The 16,159-nt window shown below is 66.1% G+C and carries 18 protein-coding genes; 8 read left to right on the top strand and 10 right to left on the bottom strand.

Translation table 11 applies throughout. The features are described from left to right. The first annotated feature begins 131 nt into the window (after positions 1 to 131). Positions 132 to 2,579 (top strand): PAS domain-containing protein, encoded by a 2,448-nt coding sequence (locus tag AC1RMG_RS21285; RefSeq protein WP_015636392.1) that lies wholly within the window; start codon positions 132 to 134, stop codon positions 2,577 to 2,579. A gap of 116 nt (positions 2,580 to 2,695) precedes the next feature. On the opposite strand, the gene pcsA is transcribed toward AC1RMG_RS21285, so the two are convergent. Together pcsA and ampC are read right to left on the bottom strand one after the other, a co-directional pair. Then, positions 2,696 to 3,412, bottom strand: a complete 717-nt coding sequence (pcsA, locus tag AC1RMG_RS21280; protein ID WP_011062338.1) for a phosphatidylcholine synthase — start codon at positions 3,410 to 3,412, stop codon at positions 2,696 to 2,698. A 296-nt stretch (positions 3,413 to 3,708) separates the two neighbouring features. Then, entirely contained in the window at positions 3,709 to 4,881 is a 1,173-nt protein-coding gene (gene ampC / locus AC1RMG_RS21275) for a class C beta-lactamase (protein WP_011062337.1), read from the bottom strand. A 227-nt stretch (positions 4,882 to 5,108) separates the two neighbouring features. Between ampC and AC1RMG_RS21270 the strand changes: the two genes are divergently transcribed. Beyond that, positions 5,109 to 5,984, top strand: coding sequence for a LysR family transcriptional regulator (locus tag AC1RMG_RS21270; RefSeq protein ID WP_011062336.1), 876 nt, complete (start codon positions 5,109 to 5,111; stop codon positions 5,982 to 5,984). 3 nt (positions 5,985 to 5,987) lie between these two features. Here AC1RMG_RS21270 and AC1RMG_RS21265 read toward each other — a convergent pair whose 3' ends face one another. The 5 genes from AC1RMG_RS21265 to AC1RMG_RS21245 form a co-directional block, all read right to left on the bottom strand. Then, on the bottom strand, positions 5,988 to 6,206 hold the full coding sequence (locus AC1RMG_RS21265) for a YXWGXW repeat-containing protein (protein WP_011062335.1): 219 nt from the start codon (positions 6,204 to 6,206) through the stop codon (positions 5,988 to 5,990). A gap of 91 nt (positions 6,207 to 6,297) precedes the next feature. Next, the gene (locus AC1RMG_RS21260; RefSeq protein ID WP_401155683.1) at positions 6,298 to 6,765 is read right to left on the bottom strand and encodes a periplasmic heavy metal sensor; all 468 of its coding nucleotides are present in this window, start codon (positions 6,763 to 6,765) and stop codon (positions 6,298 to 6,300) included. Positions 6,766 to 6,773: 8 nt separating this feature from the next. Beyond that, a complete protein-coding gene (locus AC1RMG_RS21255) occupies positions 6,774 to 7,205 on the bottom strand; it encodes a hypothetical protein (RefSeq protein ID WP_011062333.1) in 432 nt (143 codons plus the stop codon). Further along, positions 7,202 to 7,783 carry an RNA polymerase sigma factor gene (locus AC1RMG_RS21250; RefSeq protein ID WP_015636390.1) on the bottom strand — a complete coding sequence of 194 codons (582 nt, stop codon included), beginning with the start codon at positions 7,781 to 7,783 and terminating at the stop codon, positions 7,202 to 7,204. Before AC1RMG_RS21250 ends, AC1RMG_RS21255 begins: the two co-directional genes overlap by 4 nt. Positions 7,784 to 7,831: 48 nt before the next feature. Next, entirely contained in the window at positions 7,832 to 8,149 is a 318-nt protein-coding gene (locus tag AC1RMG_RS21245; RefSeq protein WP_041119210.1) for a YXWGXW repeat-containing protein, read from the bottom strand. Positions 8,150 to 8,689: 540 nt separating this feature from the next. Between AC1RMG_RS21245 and AC1RMG_RS21240 the strand changes: the two genes are divergently transcribed. Beyond that, positions 8,690 to 9,505 carry an AraC family transcriptional regulator gene (locus tag AC1RMG_RS21240; RefSeq protein WP_011062330.1) on the top strand — a complete coding sequence of 272 codons (816 nt, stop codon included), beginning with the start codon at positions 8,690 to 8,692 and terminating at the stop codon, positions 9,503 to 9,505. A gap of 202 nt (positions 9,506 to 9,707) precedes the next feature. Continuing rightward, a complete protein-coding gene (locus tag AC1RMG_RS21235) occupies positions 9,708 to 10,124 on the top strand; it encodes a hypothetical protein (protein ID WP_493170166.1) in 417 nt (138 codons plus the stop codon). Between the two features lie 17 nt (positions 10,125 to 10,141). On the opposite strand, the gene AC1RMG_RS21230 is transcribed toward AC1RMG_RS21235, so the two are convergent. The 3 genes from AC1RMG_RS21230 to AC1RMG_RS21220 form a co-directional block, all read right to left on the bottom strand. Then, on the bottom strand, positions 10,142 to 10,588 hold the full coding sequence (locus AC1RMG_RS21230) for a GNAT family acetyltransferase (protein WP_011062328.1): 447 nt from the start codon (positions 10,586 to 10,588) through the stop codon (positions 10,142 to 10,144). Between the two features lie 41 nt (positions 10,589 to 10,629). After that, positions 10,630 to 11,076 (bottom strand): hypothetical protein, encoded by a 447-nt coding sequence (locus AC1RMG_RS21225; RefSeq protein WP_015636386.1) that lies wholly within the window; start codon positions 11,074 to 11,076, stop codon positions 10,630 to 10,632. A 69-nt stretch (positions 11,077 to 11,145) separates the two neighbouring features. Continuing rightward, positions 11,146 to 11,721: a helix-turn-helix domain-containing protein gene (locus tag AC1RMG_RS21220; protein ID WP_011062327.1), complete on the bottom strand. Its 576-nt coding sequence runs from the start codon at positions 11,719 to 11,721 to the stop codon at positions 11,146 to 11,148. 124 nt (positions 11,722 to 11,845) lie between these two features. Here AC1RMG_RS21220 and AC1RMG_RS21215 point away from each other — a divergent pair, with 124 nt between their 5' ends. The 4 genes from AC1RMG_RS21215 to AC1RMG_RS21200 all read left to right on the top strand — a co-directional run bounded on the left by AC1RMG_RS21215 (position 11,846) and on the right by AC1RMG_RS21200 (position 16,155). Then, a complete protein-coding gene (locus tag AC1RMG_RS21215) occupies positions 11,846 to 11,998 on the top strand; it encodes a hypothetical protein (RefSeq protein WP_011062326.1) in 153 nt (50 codons plus the stop codon). Positions 11,999 to 12,091: 93 nt separating this feature from the next. After that, positions 12,092 to 12,592 carry a sigma-70 family RNA polymerase sigma factor gene (locus AC1RMG_RS21210; protein ID WP_011062325.1) on the top strand — a complete coding sequence of 167 codons (501 nt, stop codon included), beginning with the start codon at positions 12,092 to 12,094 and terminating at the stop codon, positions 12,590 to 12,592. A 43-nt stretch (positions 12,593 to 12,635) separates the two neighbouring features. Next, positions 12,636 to 13,619 (top strand): FecR family protein, encoded by a 984-nt coding sequence (locus tag AC1RMG_RS21205; protein WP_493170164.1) that lies wholly within the window; start codon positions 12,636 to 12,638, stop codon positions 13,617 to 13,619. Positions 13,620 to 13,716: 97 nt separating this feature from the next. Continuing rightward, the gene (locus AC1RMG_RS21200) at positions 13,717 to 16,155 is read left to right on the top strand and encodes a TonB-dependent siderophore receptor (RefSeq protein ID WP_493170162.1); all 2,439 of its coding nucleotides are present in this window, start codon (positions 13,717 to 13,719) and stop codon (positions 16,153 to 16,155) included. The last annotated feature ends 4 nt before the right edge of the window (positions 16,156 to 16,159 follow it).

Here is a 16,159-nt window from a genome sequence, read left to right as displayed (position 1 = left end):
CGCCGGGCACTTTGGCCGCCGTTGTCGAATCAGCGTTGCCGCTTGCCAACTTCTGCGGATCCACGGGGTCAGTTATCCTGCGCTGGCCATTGGATGGCAGTGTTGCCTTTTTCCTTTTCTGTGATGTGTTCATGACTACTTCCCCACCTCGTGGTGCAGCGCCCAAGACCTCCCGCGGCGGCGAGATCGGTGCTGCAATCCGTCGCTTCGACTGGTCGCAGACCGCGGTGGGCCCTCGTGAAGGCTGGCCCGGCCTGCTGCGCAGTACCTTGAGCCAGATGCTCGAGTCCCCGGAGAGCCTGTACCTGCTGTGGGGGCCGCAGATGCAGTTCTTCTTCAACGATGCCTACCGCCCGGTCCTCGGCCCGCGCCTGGCCAATGCCCTGGGGCAGACCATCCAGACCCTCTGGGCCGATGCCTGGCCGGATGTCCAGCCGATGGTGGAGCAGGCGTTTCTCGGTTACTCCTGCCGCCACGAAGACCTGCCGGTGAACATGCAGCGCTACCCTGGCGAAGAGCTGACCTGGTGGTCGTTCTCCATGAGCCCGGTGTATGACGAGGACGACGAACAGGTGCTCGGAGTGCTGTGCCACACCGTGGAGACCACCGATCGCGTGCTGCTGGCCCGGCACGCCCGGCAGACCGAGGCGCACCTGCGCGAAACCCGCGAGCTCAATACCCGGGTGCTGGCCGCCAGCAACGACTGCATCAAGGTGCTGGACCTCGATGGCCAGCTGTCGTTCATGAGCGAAGGTGGCCTGCGGGTCATGGAGGTCAGTGATTTCAATGCGGTGCGGGGCTGTCCCTGGCCGGACTTCTGGCAGGGCCAGGGCCACCAGGAGGCCCGGGATGCCATTGCTGCCGCGCGCCAGGGTCGCTCGGCGCGGTTCCAGGGCGCCGCCGATACCCTCCAGGGGCGCACCAAATGGTGGGATGTGCAGGTTACGCCGATGCTCGACGCGGCCGGCCAGCCGGAGAAGATCCTCTGCATTTCCCGGGACATCAGCGCCACCCGCGAGGCGCAGGAGGAACTGCGGCGGCTCAATGAGTCTCTGGAGCAGCGGGTCCAGGAGCGTACCCAGGAGCGCGACCGGATCTGGCAGCTGTCCACGGACCTGATGCTGGTGGCGGACTTCAATGGCCGCATCGTCGCCGTCAATCCGGCCTGGACCCAGCTCCTGGGCTGGCAGCGCGAGGAACTGGAAGGCAGCAGTTTCTACGATTTCATCCACCCCCAGGACAGCCTGGCCGCAGCGGGGGCGGCGGCCGATCTGTCCCGGGGCGAGAGCTTTTCGCGCTTCGAGAACCGCTTTCGCCACCGCGACGGTTCCTATCGCTGGATGGCCTGGAGCGCCGTGCCGGACCCGCACCACATTCACGCCGTGGGCCGTGACATGCAGGCCGAGCGCGAGGCCGCCCAGGCGCTGCGCAAGACCGAGGACATCCTGCGCCAGGCGCAGAAGATGGAGGCGGTGGGGCAACTGACCGGTGGCGTGGCCCACGACTTCAACAACCTGCTGACGGTGATCCGCTCTTCCACCGACCTGTTGCGCCGCAACCTCAGCGAAGAGCGCCGGCAGCTGTACATCAAGGCGATTTCCGACACCGTCGACCGCGCCAGCAAGCTCACCGGCCAGCTCCTGGCGTATGCCCGCCAGCAGAACCTGCGCCCGGAGACCTTCGACGTCGGCGCCAGCGTGCAGTTGCTGGCGCAGATGATCAATCCACTGATCGGCGCCTGCATCGAACTGCGTATCGAGTTGCCGCAGCAGCCTTGCTACATCCACGCCGATGCCGGCCAGTTCGACACGGCGCTGATCAATATGGCGGTCAATGCACGGGACGCCATGCAGGGCGAAGGCTTGCTGGTGGTGGCTGTGGAGCGGGTGGCGCAGATTCCCCCCAGTGCCAGCCAGGGTGCCCAGGCCGGGGACTTTGTCGCGGTATCCCTGACTGATACCGGCGCCGGCATCGACCCCCAGCAGATCGAACGGATCTTCGAACCCTTCTTCACCACCAAGGAGGTGGGCAAGGGCACCGGCCTGGGCTTGTCCCAGGTGTTCGGTTTCGCCCAGCAATCGGGCGGCGGCCTGGCGGTGCACAGCCAGCCGGGGCAGGGCACGTGCTTTACCCTGTACCTGCCGCGCGCGGAGGCCCTGGCCGGCTTGCCGACGCCAACCCAGGCGGTGGTGCCCATGATCGACGGCCAGGGCATGACCCTGCTGGTGGTGGAGGACAATCCCGAAGTCGGCGTGCTGCTGGCCCAGTCCCTGAACGAGCTGGGCTACCAGACCGAATGGGCCACCAGCGCGGCGGAGGCCCTGCGCCGCCTGGGCGAGGAGCGGACCCGATTCCAGGCGGTGTTTTCCGATGTGGTGATGCCGGGCATGAGCGGTATCGAACTGGCCAGCCGGATCCGTTGCGACTACCCGCGGTTGCCGGTCATCCTCACCAGCGGCTACAGCCCGGCCCTGGCCCAGGGCCAGACCCGGGAATTCGTGTTCCTGCAAAAGCCCTACTCGGTGGCGGAACTGGCCCTGGCCCTGAGCGCGGCGATCGGCCAGCCCGAGGTGCCGTAGGCACCCGTCCCCGCTCATCGGGCGGGCAAATAGTCGCCAAGCCTCTGCTGCAGAGGCTTGGGCGCAGGAGTCTTGCATGCTTGCCGGGCCCCGGCAATGGTTCGCGCGGCCCGGGTTCAGCTGGCCTTGCTGAACCATTCCTGGGCCGAACGCCACAGGCACACGCCGAGAAAGTAGGCCGAGGCTGCCAGCCACAAGCCCATGATAGGCGGGCTGTGCAGCGGGTGGCTGAGGATCAGCAATGCGCCGCTGAGCAGCCAGACGAAGGTCACGATGATGTTCAGCCCCATCCACTTACGTACCCGGAACGGATGCAGGAACTGCACCCGGGTGGCGGTCAGCAGGGCCAGGGCGAAGATGCTCAGCAGGCTCAGCCAGGGGCCGGGCTCGATCAGATAGAAGCACAGGGCGACCACGTTCCAGGCCGCGGGAAAGCCCTGGAAGTAGTTGTCGTGGCTCTTCATGTTGACGTTGCAGAAACACAGCAGCGACGACAGCAGGATCAGCGAGGTGGCCAGCAGCGCGCTGTATTCCGGCAGGGGAATGTAGCGGTAGATGAACAGCGCCGGGATGAACACATAGGTCAGGTAGTCGATCACCAGGTCCAGCACGGAGCCGTCGATGTTGGGCAGCACCGAGCTGGTCTTGACCTTGCGCGCCAGGGAGCCGTCGACGCCATCCACCAGCAGCGCCACCCCCAGCCATAGCAGGCAGGCCTTGGGCTGGTTGTCGAACAGTGCCAGGGTGGCGAGCAAGGCGCTGACCACCCCGGTGGCGGTGAAGCCATGGGCGCCCCAGGCTTTGATTCTGGCGATCTGCAGGGTCGATATCACGGACGTTTCTCCAGCGGCTGTGGTGCCCGGGCGATGTCCGGCGCAGCAGCGCCGGCAAGCCTGGCCAGGTTGCAGTTATCGACCGGAAAGCCTGGCAGAAGGTTCAGCGCGAACCTTGAATCAGGCCCGGCGCTGCAAGCGCCGGGCCAGTGGCTGGCCTGGCCCGAGTGCGCGGTCGAGGGGGCTGGTTTGAGTCTAGGCGCCACTCTGGACGAGGCAACAGGAAAAACGCCACGTGACCGAAGATCAGGTGGCGTTGCGGGCAGGCGCAGGCACCGGAGGGGCTGCCGGGTTGATTACTTCCCGGTCTCCAGGGCCGTGAGGATGGCGTGGGCGGCCTTGATCCGTTCCTCGTTGGGGTAGTTCTTGTTGGCCAGCAGGACAATGCCGATCTGCTGGCTCGGCACGAACACTACATAGGCGCCGAAACCGCTGGTGGAACCGGTCTTGTTGTACAGCGCGTCGGCCTTGGGGGCTGCGGCCGGGGTCAGCCATTGCACCGGGTGCGGCTCAAGGGCCATGGCCGATGAGTTGCCCGCCAGCAGGCGCGCCAGGGGCACCGGGTAGGCGTAGCGCTCCCAGCCCAGGCCCTGGGTCATGTCGCCGACCTGGTAGTAGCCGCTCTGGGTCGCCACCATGGCTTGTTGCAGGGGGCGGTCGAACTGGCCCGGTTGCAGGTTGCCGGCAATGAATTGCAGCAGGTCCGGGGCGCTGGTCTTGACCCCGTAGGCTTCGGCGTCCAGCGGCCCGGGGCTGAGGCGGATCGGCCGGTTCTGCTTGTCGTAGCCCTGGGCGTAGTGCCCCAGCTGGTCCTTGGGCAGATGGATGTAGCTGTGCTTGAGGCCGAATTTGGGAAACAGCGTCTGCTCCATCAGCCGGTCGAAGGGCTGGCCCAGGCTGCGGGCGGCCAGGTAGCCGAGCAGGCCGATGCTGGGGTTGGAATACTGGCGCTGGGTGCCGGGGCTGAAGGTGGGTTTCCAGGTGTTGTAGTAGTCCAGGGTCTTGTCTTCACCCTGCACCTCGTCGGGGAACTGCAAGGGCAGGCCGCCAGCGGTGTAGGTGCCCAGCTGCAGCAGGCTGATGCCGTCGAAGGCACTGCCGCGCAGGGCCGGCAGGTACTGGCTGGCGTGGTCCTCAAGGGCCAGCTTGCCGCTGGCCTGGGCGTAGCCGGCGAGGGTGGCGGTGTAGGTCTTGCTCACCGAACCCACCTCGAACAGGGTGTCGTTGTCCACCGGCTGTTGATTGTCCTTGGAGGCAACCCCGTAGTTAAAGTAATGTCGCTTGCCGTTGGCGATGATCGCCACCGCCATGCCGGGAATGCCCTGCTGGTGCATCAGCGGGCGGATGGTGGCGTCCACGGTGGTTTTCAGCGCGCTGTCCGCGGTGGTCTCGGCGAAGGCGCTGGAGGCGCCCAGTAGCAGTGCGCAGGCGCTGATGACGCTTAGTCCGGTCAAGGTTGTGTGCCGCATGATTGGTTGGTTTCCCTGGGTTCTGGTTATGTACGCCGCGTTTGTCCCAGCGGCTTTGCGGCCCCGGCGTTCTTCGTGGGAACGCTCCGGGCGGCCTGCCCGCGAAGCCTTCCTGGCACAGGAGGGCGTGGCCGGTGCTGCGCGAGCGAGGCCAATGTAGGCAGTTTAGGGCAGATCGACAAACGACCATATTTCGCACGAGCCATTAGAAAAACTAGGGAATGCCCATGCTCCGTCCCCATCTGCCCCTGAATGCGCTGCGGGCTTTCGAAGCCTCGGCCCGGCACTTGAGTTTCACCCGTGCGGCCATCGAGCTGTGCGTGACCCAGGCGGCGGTCAGCCACCAGGTCAAGAGCCTGGAGGCCCAGCTCAACGTCACCCTGTTCAAGCGCCTGCCCAGGGGCCTGATGCTCACCAGCGAAGGCGAGACCCTGCTGCCGGTGCTGCGCGAATGCTTCGACCGCATCGCCCAGACCCTGGGACGATTCGAGGGTGGGCACTATCGTGAAGTGCTGACGGTGGGCGCGGTGGGCACCTTCGCCGTGGGCTGGCTGCTGCCGCGGCTGGAGGACTTCCAGGCACGCCATCCCTATGTCGACCTGCGCCTGAGCACCAACAATAACCGGGTGGACGTGGCGGCGGAGGGCCTGGACTATGCCATCCGCTTTGGCACCGGGGCCTGGCACGGCATCGAGGCGCTGGCGTTGTTGCAGGCGCCACTGTCGGTCTTGTGCGTGCCGGAACTTGCCCGCCAGTTGCACAGCCCGGCGGACCTGCTGGGGCAGACCTTGCTGCGCTCCTACCGCACCGACGAATGGCCGCAGTGGTTCCAGGCGGCGGGGCTGGGGGCCAACAGCCTGTTGCCCCAGAGCGTGGTCTTCGACTCGTCCCTGGGCATGCTCGAAGCGGCGCTGCAAGGCCTGGGCGTGGCCCTGGCGCCGCCCTTGATGTTCCAGCGCCAGTTGGCCAGTGGCGCGGTGGTGCAGCCCTTCGACATCGGCATTGTCACCGGCAGCTACTGGCTGACCCGCCTGCAGTCCCGGGCCGAAACCCCGGCCATGGGCGCGTTCAAGGCCTGGCTGCTGGAAGCGGTGGCCGGCTAGCCATCAATAGCGCCAATGCCCCGGTGTCCAGACCCACTGGCCGGCGTGCCAGCGGTAATGCCCGGCAACCCAGTGATAGCTCGGCGCCGGCGCCATCGGAATCACCTCGACAATGGGCGGCGGCGGTGGCGGCCGGCGAGGATGGGCCGGGGCCACCACGCAGCCTGCCAGGGTGGTGCCAAGCAAGGTGGCGATGAGAATGCTTTGGATCGTACGAAGCATGGGCGGTTTCCTGAGGGGGGCAGTGGGCCCGCGGCCATCGCGGGCGGTTGAGGGTTGAACGTGGCCCGGGGCGAAATCCGTCGCCGGGCCTTCAATCTTTATTGGCTGCGCGGTTTTTCCCCGGGCCCCGCAGGTACATGGCGTCCACCAGTTGCTGGCGCTCCTTGAGCGACAGGCTGCCGGCAAAGTCGGCCAGGACCTCGTCGACCCGGGCCCGCAGGGCGATGTCGGCATCCCGGGACTTGCCCAGTTGGGCATCCAGGGCATTGCGGTCCAGTGGTTCGGCCCCCAGTTCACGCACCACCGCCTGGCGCGCCTCGCGCCCGGCGATGATCAGCGGCTGGCTGTCGATGCGAGTCTGGCGCAGCAACTGGCGCAACTGGCGCCGGCGCTCTTCCGGCATCTGCGCCATGGCCTGGCGCAGGCCGTGCTGGGGTACCGCCAGGGCCTGGGCCGGCTTGGGGTGGCCAAGCCACTGATAGAGGCCGCCGGCCACGCCGCCGATCAGGAACACGTTGAGCAGCAGTGACAGCACCAGGCAGGTTTTCAGCGCACGCATGGACAGGCTCACTGTTCGGCCTCCTCGGCATTGATGCTCAGGACGAATTCCGCATCGCTCTGGTCGAACACGCTGGGCAGGGCCTCGGCGGAGGTCGACAGCGGCAGGCTCAGGGCCACCGCAAGCATGCCGGCGGCGACTCCGGTAAGGCCGACCCCGACCCAGCCCAGGGAGGCCAGCCAGCCGGCGTAGCGGCTCCAGAACGGCGCGCCGGGCTGCTGCGCGGCGGCGATGATGCGCTGGGCCAGGGCCGGGCTCGGTGCGGGCACCTGGTAGCGGTCCAGCTGGCTGTCGAGCCAGTGCGCCTGGCGCAGGGCTGCCACGGCCTGGGCATCACCGCAGTCGAGCAGGGCCTGGGCGGCGGCGCGTTCAGCGCTGGGCCAGCGTTGCAGGTCGGCGCCATAGGCGTCGGCCAGGTGCACGAAGCGTTCGGGGGTCATGGTTTTCTCCTTCCTGAGAGGTCCGCGCCGGGGGCCTCGGCGAGGTGGCTGCGCAGGTTGCGCCGGGCCCGCGACAGCAGGCTTTCCAGGGCTTCGACGCTGATCTGCATCAGCGCCGCGGCCTCGGTGTTGGACAGTTCCTGGTAGTACTGCAGGACGATCGCCTCGCGCTGGCGATCCGGCAGTTGGTCCAGGGCCTGGGCCATGCGCCGGCTCTGCGCGCTGGCCTCCAGTTGTTCATCGGGCGCCGGGCGGGTGTCCAGGGCCTCGCAGGCGTGCTCGCTATCGACCGGCACATGTTCCTTGCGCCGGCGCAGGCGGTCGTAGCACAGGTTCAGCGCCACCCGGTGCAACCAGGTGTCGAACCGTGCCTGTTCGCTGCGCCAGCTGGCGGCCTGTTTCCAGATCCGCAGAAAGCTCTCCTGGGCGATGTCCCGGGCTTCGTCGGCATCCCCCAGCAGCCGGCTGGCCAGGGCCAGCAGGCGCGGCAGCTTGCGCGTGACCATTTCCTTCACGGCCTGCGCGTCGTTGTTGCCGATGCGTTTGAGCAACTCCAGATCCGGGTCGGTTTCGTTCAAGTGGGCAAGTCTCGGTGCGCTAACGGGGTAGTCCAGGGCATCACGGCATCAGCGCACCCAGCGGCCTTCGACCCAGTACCAGCGCGGCCCATGGGCCTGCCAATGGCCGGGCATCCAGCGCCCGCGCTGCATCACCGGTTGCCAGTGGCCGGGCACCCAGACGTAGCCGTGCCCGCGCCAGCGCCAGTTGCCTCGGTCCCAGGCGTAGCCGGGGCGGGCCACCGGCATCGGCTCATAGCGCATGGGCGGTGGTGCCTGCTGGATGATGATGGTTTCGGCATAGGAGGGCGTGCTTGCCAGCGCACCAAGTGCCAGGGGGATCAGCAGCAATGTGCGCAGACGCAGCAGGGAACGGACAAGCTTCATGATGACTCCTTCAGGCCTGCGTTCGCTGATGAACGCAGCTGATGGGTTCAACGATAGATGGGCGGGGAATCCGTCGCGGGCAAATGAAATTTTTATCCGCGCCTGGTTCAACCCGGGTTCAGCTGGCGGGGGCAGGGCGCGGGCAGCGGCGGCTGGAAATATTTGTGCAGGGGCGGCGACGGATCTCTGCGCGCTACGCCGTTGAATCAGTAACCGTGCAGCCACGGCTGGCGATGGTCGCCAGCGGCGCTTGCCGGTCGTATCACTGAACCCATGAGGAATTCACCATGTCCCGTCGCATTGCACTGCTGATTGTCATGGCCACCCTGCTCTCCCTGGGCGGTTGCGTGGTTTACCCCGGGCACTACCACGGCTGCTGCTATCGCTATGGCTATTACCGCTAGGGCACTGGGATGAATAGCGGTGTGCCCCGCGGTTCTTGGCTAACCCCCAGGGGCCCGGCACAATCCTCGACCTTGCAGGGCTTGCCTGGCCGTCAGACGGATGGCGGGCATGGCCCGATGCCGTGGAGGAAGGTGGATGCCCGTCTTGAACGAACAGGATCAGCCCCAGGATCCGGATGCGATTGCGCGCCCGGTGTGCGCCTTGCGCATCTCGACTCAGGAACAGCGCTGGGAGCGGCCGTGGCACAGCCACCGCAAGGCCCAGCTGCTGTTCCCATTGTCCGGCGTGCTCAGTTGCGAGAGCGCCGAGGGCCTGTGGCTGGCACCGCCGCAATGCGCGGTATGGATCCCCAGCGCCACCGACCATCGGGTCCAGGGGTTGGAGAACGCCCTGGGCTATTGCCTGTTCGTCGAACCCGAGCATGCCCGCTCACTGCCGCAGGCCTGCTGCACCCTGGCAGTGTCGCCCCTATTGCAGGAGCTGCTGCAACGCTGCGCGCAATTGCCCTATCTCTATGACCAGCAGGGTGCCGAGGGGCGGTTGATGGCCGTGGCCCTGGACGAGCTGGCGGCGGCGCCCCGGGAGCAGATCCACCTGCCCATGCCCCGGCATGAACAGCTGCGGCGCCTGGCCGGGCAGATCCTTGAACAGCCGGAACGCCGCCTGAGCCTTGGGCAATGGGCCGAGCAGATCGGCCTCAGCGAACGCAGCCTGAGCCGTCTGATTGTGGCCGAGACCGGCCTGAGCTTCGGCCGCTGGCAGCGCCAGTTGCACATTCTTCTGGGGCTCAAGCAATTGGGCCGGGGCGACTCGGTGGAACGGGTCGCGCTGACCCTGGGCTATGACAGCGCCAGCGCCTTTATCCGCATGTTCAAGAAAGCCGTCGGCCAGCCGCCGGGGCGCTTCTTTGCCGAACGCCGCCAGGCCCTGGAACACGACCTACCCCTGTAGCCGCCGCGCCCGCGAGGCTGCGCAAAGGCTCGCAGGGCCTTGCTTGACGCACACCAGCGCCTGCAAAACCGCCACGGCCACCTCCATCACTGTGGTCGTTTGGCCGGATTGATCAATAATTTGTCAATCTCGACTGATGCGGACAGGTTTGTACGGGAAGATGATAACCATTCTTGTTTGTCAGCTTTCTTGAGGTGTTCCCATGTACTTCGATCATCAGCATTTTCCCCTGGTCTGGATGCGCCCCGCCAAAGGCGCCGGGCAGCCGGGAGTCGAGCCGTTCCAGCAGTTGGAGGCGTTGATGCAGCGCGGTCAGGCCTTCGTCCTGATGAGCGATGCCATGCCCGATCCTGCGCAGCGCAACACCGAGCAGAGCAAGGCATTGCTCAAGCAGGGGGCGTTATGGATGAAACGCAACAAGGCGGCGATCCGTCGCTGGATCAAGGCCATGATCGTCATCGCCCCGGAGCCCGAGGTCCAGGCCGGGGTCGAGGCCTTTGCCGATACCTATGAAAAGTTCTGGGGTTATCCGCTGTTGCACAGTGCCTCGCCGCTGGCGGCTGCCAGCCTGGCCCAGCAACTGCTGGCGCCACCGCGCAGCAACCGGCACAACTGGTGAGGGCGGGGCGGCGGCCCCTAGCCACGCAGGTGTTCGGGGAGGTTGGCGCTGATCACCTTGCCCATGCTGATCCGCGGTTCGACCTGATAGCCCAGGGCCTGGTAGAAGCTTTGCACGGCGGCGTTGCTGCTGAGGATCTGCAGATTGATCTTCAGGCAGCCGCGGCCCTGCAGGGCTTGTTCGCCATGGCGCACCAGGGCCCGGCCAGTGCCGAGCCGGCGCTGTTGCGGGTCCACCGCCAGGGCGTAGAGCCAGCCGCGGTGGCCGTCATAGCCGGCCATCAGGGTGCCTATGACCTGTCCTTGGTCCAGGGCGACGAAGAACAGAGCGTCATCCACCGCGAGCTTGCGGTCGATGGCCAGGCTCGGGGTGTTGTGGGCCGTGTCGTAGCCGAAGCTGCGGTTCCACAGGTCGATCACGGGCTGGCGATGGTGGGGGTTGCTGTATTCGACGATCTGGATCATGGCGTGGCTCGCTAAAGTGTGGGAGCACAGAAGGGCGGGTTTCAGTCCTGATGGCCGGGCCAGGTTTCGGTGGGGAAATAGGCCTCCAGCCCCGGTTCCTTGTGGTCCACCCCGTCCCGGGTCCAGTAGCAGCTCAAGCGTGAGTAGTTGTCCAAGTCGCCGCGCACCAGGCAGGTGGCGTTGTGCCCCGGCCAGCTGAAACGCAGCACATCGGCCTCGGCCATGGTGGCCCGTTCCACTTTGCCGGTGGCGGTGGTGGTCTTGCCGTCGATGGTCTTGACCAGGGTCAGGGCCTGGTTCTCGTAGCGGATCACCGCGGTGCCCGAATAGGTCGGCCCGCCATCGGGCTCCTTGCCGATCAGCATGAACTGGCCGGGCACCATGCTGTAGTAGATGTGAAGGTCCTGGTCCTGCTTGGGGGCGGCCTGGGCGGCAAGGCTGGCCAGCAGCAGGCCGAGGAGGGGCGCGCGGCGGGAGAAATACGGCATTGATGCTCACTCCTGTTGAGGCGGTGGGCCATGATTCCAGACTTGGCCCTGCAGATAAATGCCCGGGCTCTAGCGATGTTCGATGACCAGGATCGCCGTGGTGTCGGCCTCCAGGGCTTCGAACACGTGGGGCAGGTCGGCGCTGTAGCGGATGTAGTCGCCGGCCTCCAGGCTCACCGGGCTGTCCGCAGGCCCGGCCAGGGCCCGCCCGCTGCAGATCACCAGGTGTTCCACGGTGCCCGGCAGGTGGGCCTTGGACTGGCGCGCCTGGCCGGGTTGCGCCTTCAGGCGATACAGGTCGCGCTGCGCCCCCGGCGGGCAGTCATCGAGCAGGGTCGCCGCGTAGTGGGCATCCTCGGCATGGGCGGTGGTGCCTTCGTGGGCACGGATGACTTTCAGCTGATGCGCCGGTTGCTGGAAAAACCGCGTCACCTGCAAGCCCATGGCCTGGGCCAGGGCCCACAGGGTCTCGATGCTCGGGTTGCCCAGCCCGGCTTCCAGCTGGGACAGGGTGGACTTGGCCACCGCAGCCCGCTTGGCCAGTTCCGAAACGGAGAAACCAGCGTTCAGGCGCTCGCGCTTGATGGCCATGGCCAGCAGGCCGATGGGCGACAGGGAGGTTGGGTCGTTCGTTTTATCGTTCATATCTCTATTAAATCATCCTTGATTCTCTTGACGCAGATAAATTTAGCCGTTCATTATATCGGTTAAATGTTCGGTATAAATAAAACAAGGGCGCCGAGATGAACCGATTGTACAAGGCGGGCCCATGGGCCTGAGCCTGCGCCTGATGGTCATTCCGTACCACGAAATCTACCTGGCCGTGCATTGCCTGGCCCACCTGCAACAGTGCCTGGGGGACTGGCTGGTGGCGGGGCAGACTCACCTGTTTGTCGAGTCGCCGCGCTGGTACAGCCGCTAGGGCCGACCGCCGGGCGCGAGGTGGGCGGTGAATCCATTGCCTGCATTAATGCGAAGCATTACTATTCACGCCCCACTTCCCCAGCGCCCCGCGATGACAGCCAAGCCGCCCCGCAGACCAGGCTTTTTCGAGCACTACGAAGAGTTGATCGGCACCTGGACCCGGCGCTTGCGCAATCGCCAGCAGGCCGAGGACCTGGCCCACGACACCTTTGTCCGGGTGCTGGAATCCGATGCCGCCACGGTGCAGCAGCCGCGGGCCTACCTGCATCAGACCGCGCGCAATATCGCCGTGGATGCCTTTCGCCGAGAAGACCGGCGCGGTGCCCTGGAAGAACAGGGGGTCCACCTCAGCGTGTCGCCCAGCGGCGACCCGGAGCATTTCATGCACGCGATCCAGTTGGCCGATTCCATCGAACGGGCGCTTGGCGAGTTACCGGTCAACTGTCGCAAGGTGTTTGTCTGGCAGAAGATCGAGGGCCTGACCCAGGCCGAGATCGCCGAGCGCCTGGGGCTGTCAAAGAACATGGTGGAAAAGTATATGATCCGCACCCTGCGGCATCTGCGCGACCGTCTGGACGGGTCGGCCCCATGATCAGTCGTGGCGATTTCTCACCCTCTGCCAAACAGGAATTTGCATGATGGACAGCCGCGATTGCGCCAGCGCGCAGGCCAGGATTCGTGACGAGGCGGCGGCCTGGTTCACGCGGCTGCAGGAGCCCGAGGTGAGCCCGGAGCAGCAACTGCAGTTCCAGCAGTGGCTGGCCGAGGATCCGCAGCACCGGCACGAGTTCCAGTTGCTCGAAGCCCTGTGGGCGGCCACCGACCTGGTGCCCAGGGCGCGCCTGCAAGCGCTGTGCGCCACCCCGCCGGCCAAGGCCCGGCGGCGCCCGCTGCTGCGCTTTGCCCTGGCTGCCGGGGTGGCGGCGCTGGCCGTGGGCCTGGGGCTGTTCAGTGGCCTCAACCAGCCGGTTTCCTACAGTGCGCAATTCGTGACCGCCCTGGGCGAGCGCCGCCATGTGGCCTTGCCCGATGGCTCGCAGATCGACCTGAACAGCCGCAGCCACCTGCAGGTGCGTTATGCCCGGAACCAGCGGCTGATCGAGCTGGTGGAAGGCGAAGCCCTGTTCAACGTCGAGCACGACACGGATCGGCCCTTCGTGGTGGCGGCGGGAGCGGGCAAGGTCACGGTCACCGGCACCCGCTTCGATGTGCGCCGCGATGAACGCCAGACCCGGGTGGCGGTGGAGCAGGGCCGGGTCAAGGTGCAGGGGCGCGACGCCGCGACGGATGATTTCATTGCCCTGACCCCGGGCCAGGGCACCCATGTCGATGAGCACGGCAAGGTGGCTCAGGCCTACGCGGTGAACCCCGAGGCGCTCACGGCCTGGCGCAGCGGCAAGCTGGTATTCAACAACGCCTCCCTGGCTGAGGTGGTGGCCGAAGTCTCGCGTTATCGCGAACAGCCCCTGCGGGTGGCCAGCGCCGCAGTGGGTGAGCTGCGCCTGACCAGCGTATTCAAGTCCGACGACACCCAGGCCCTGCTCAAGGCCCTGCCGAGCATCCTGCCGGTGGAGGTGCGGACCCTTGCCGACGGTAGCCAGGAAATTTTTTCACGTTAGATTCAGGTTTTTTTTCAGTTCATCGTCTTCTTGTCCAACTGCAACTGGTTTGCATTAACAGACGCACCTTAGTGTGATCGACAGGACTGCCGCCGACGTGAAAAAAATAGCCGTTTCTCCCGCCGTATCCCCGTTGCCCGCGCGCCGCTGGCTGCCCCTGGCCCTGGCCCTGGCGGTCAGTGCGGCCTTGCCCCAGGCCCAGGCCGGGCAAGCCGCCATTCACATCCAGGCCCAGCCGCTGGGCCAGGCCCTGAGCCAGTTGGGCCTGCAGACCTCGTTGCAGGTGTTCTTCAGCCCCGAGCTGGTGGCCGGCAAGCAGGCCCCGGCGGTGGACGGCAACCTGTCCCCGGAACAGGCCCTGGGCCAGTTGCTCCAGGGCAGTGGCCTGCAATACCGGATCGACGGCGGTTCGGTGACCCTGAGCCCGGCTCCGGCAGCCACGGGCGGTGCCCTGGAACTGGGCACCAGCAGCATCAGCGTGGTGGGCGACTGGCTGGGCGATGCCGATGTGCAAAAGGTCCAGAACCACCCCGGTGCACGCACAGTGATCCGCCGTGAGGCCATGGTGGAGCAGGGCGCGATGAACGTCGGTGACGTGTTGCGCCGGGTGCCCGGGGTGCAGGTCCAGGATGCCAACGGCACCGGTGGCAGCGATATTTCCCTGAACGTCGGCGTGCGCGGCCTGACCTCGCGCCTGTCGCCGCGCTCCACGGTGCTGATCGACGGCGTGCCGGCGGCCTTTGCACCCTATGGCCAGCCGCAGTTGTCCATGGCGCCGATTTCCTCCGGCAACCTGGACAGCATCGATGTGGTGCGCGGCGCCGGTTCCGTACGCTACGGGCCGCAGAACGTCGGCGGGGTGATCAACTTCGTGACCCGGGCGATTCCGGAAAAGGCCACCGGGGAAATCGGCACCACCCTGGAAACCTCACGGCAGGGCGGCTGGAAGCACATCGACACGGCTTTCCTCGGCGGCACTGCGGACAACGGCCTGGGGGTGGCGCTGCTGTATTCCGGGGTCAACGGCAATGGCTACCGCGAGGGCAACAACGGCAACGACATCGACGACGTGATCCTCAAGACCCACTGGGCACCCACCGAGCAGGACGAGTTCTGGTTCAACCTGCATTACTACGACGCCACCGCCGACATGCCCGGCGGCCTGACCCAGAAGCAGTACGACGCCAAGCCCTACGACTCCGATCGCGACTGGGACAACTTCAGCGGCCGGCGCAAGGATGTGTCCTTCAAGTACCAGCGTCAGGTCGACGACCGCACCCAGTTCGAAGTGCTGACCTACTACTCCGACAGCTTCCGCGGCAGCAACATTGCCGCCAGCGACCAGAAGACCCTGGTCTCCTACCCGCGCACCTACTACACCTTCGGCATCGAGCCGCGGGTGTCCCATGTGTTCGACCTGGGGCCCACCACCCAGGAAGTCAGCGTGGGTTATCGCTACCTCAAGGAAGGCATGCATGAACAGGCCAGCCGCGTGGCCCTGGTGAACAACCAGCCGGTGCTCACCGCGGATTCCGACGGCCATGTCTACCAGGACCGTACCGGCGGCACCGAGGCCAATGCCTACTACATCGACGACAAGATCGACGTCGGCAACTGGACCATCACCCCGGGCATCCGCTTCGAGGACATCAGCACCAACTGGCACGACCGGCCGGTCCCGGGCACCAACGGCGTGCGAGTGCAGGAGAAGCGCCGCAGCATCGACAGCAACGAACCGCTGCCGGCCCTGAGCGTGATGTATCACCTGTCCGATGCCTGGAAGCTGTTCGCCAACTACGAGACTTCCTTTGGCAGCCTGCAGTACTTCCAGCTGGGCCAGGGCGGCAAGGGCGACCAGACGGCCAACGGCCTGAGCCCGGAGAAGGCCAAGACCTACGAGATCGGCACCCGCTACAACGACGATGTATGGGGCGGTGAAGTGACGCTGTTCTACATCGACTTCGACGACGAGCTGCAATACATCAGCAACGACGTGGGCTGGACCAACCTGGGGGCCACCAAGCACCAGGGCCTGGAAGCCTCGATGCATTACGACCTGGCAGCCCTGGACCCACGCCTTGACGGCCTGACCGCCAACGCCGGCTTCACCTACACCCGCGCCAGCTATGAAGGCGAGATCCCCGGCTTCAAGGGCCGCGACCTGCCGTTCTACTCGCGCCAGGTGGCCACTGTCGGCCTGCGCTACGACATTGACCGCTGGACCTACAACATCGATGCCTTCGCCCAGTCCAAGCAGCACTCGCCGGGCACCGGGGTGAACGCCAACGGCAGCTTCAACGGCAACTACATCACCGATGGCAGCGCCGATGGCCGGTACGGCGACATGCCGGGTTATGTGCTGTGGAACATCCGTGGTGGCTATGACTTCGGGCCGCAGTTGTCGAACCTGAAGCTGGGGGCCGGCGTGAAGAACGTCTTCGACCGCCAGTACTTCACCCGTTCCAGCGACAACAACTCGGGGATCTATGTGGGCGCGCCCCGGACCTTCTTTGTCCAGGCCAGCGTCGGCTTCTGACCCC

The sequence above is a fragment of the Pseudomonas sp. GW822-FHT04H02 genome, assembly GCF_058800645.1.
Note: the sequence above shows the minus strand (reverse complement) of the source record. Positions and strands in the feature narration are given on the sequence as shown.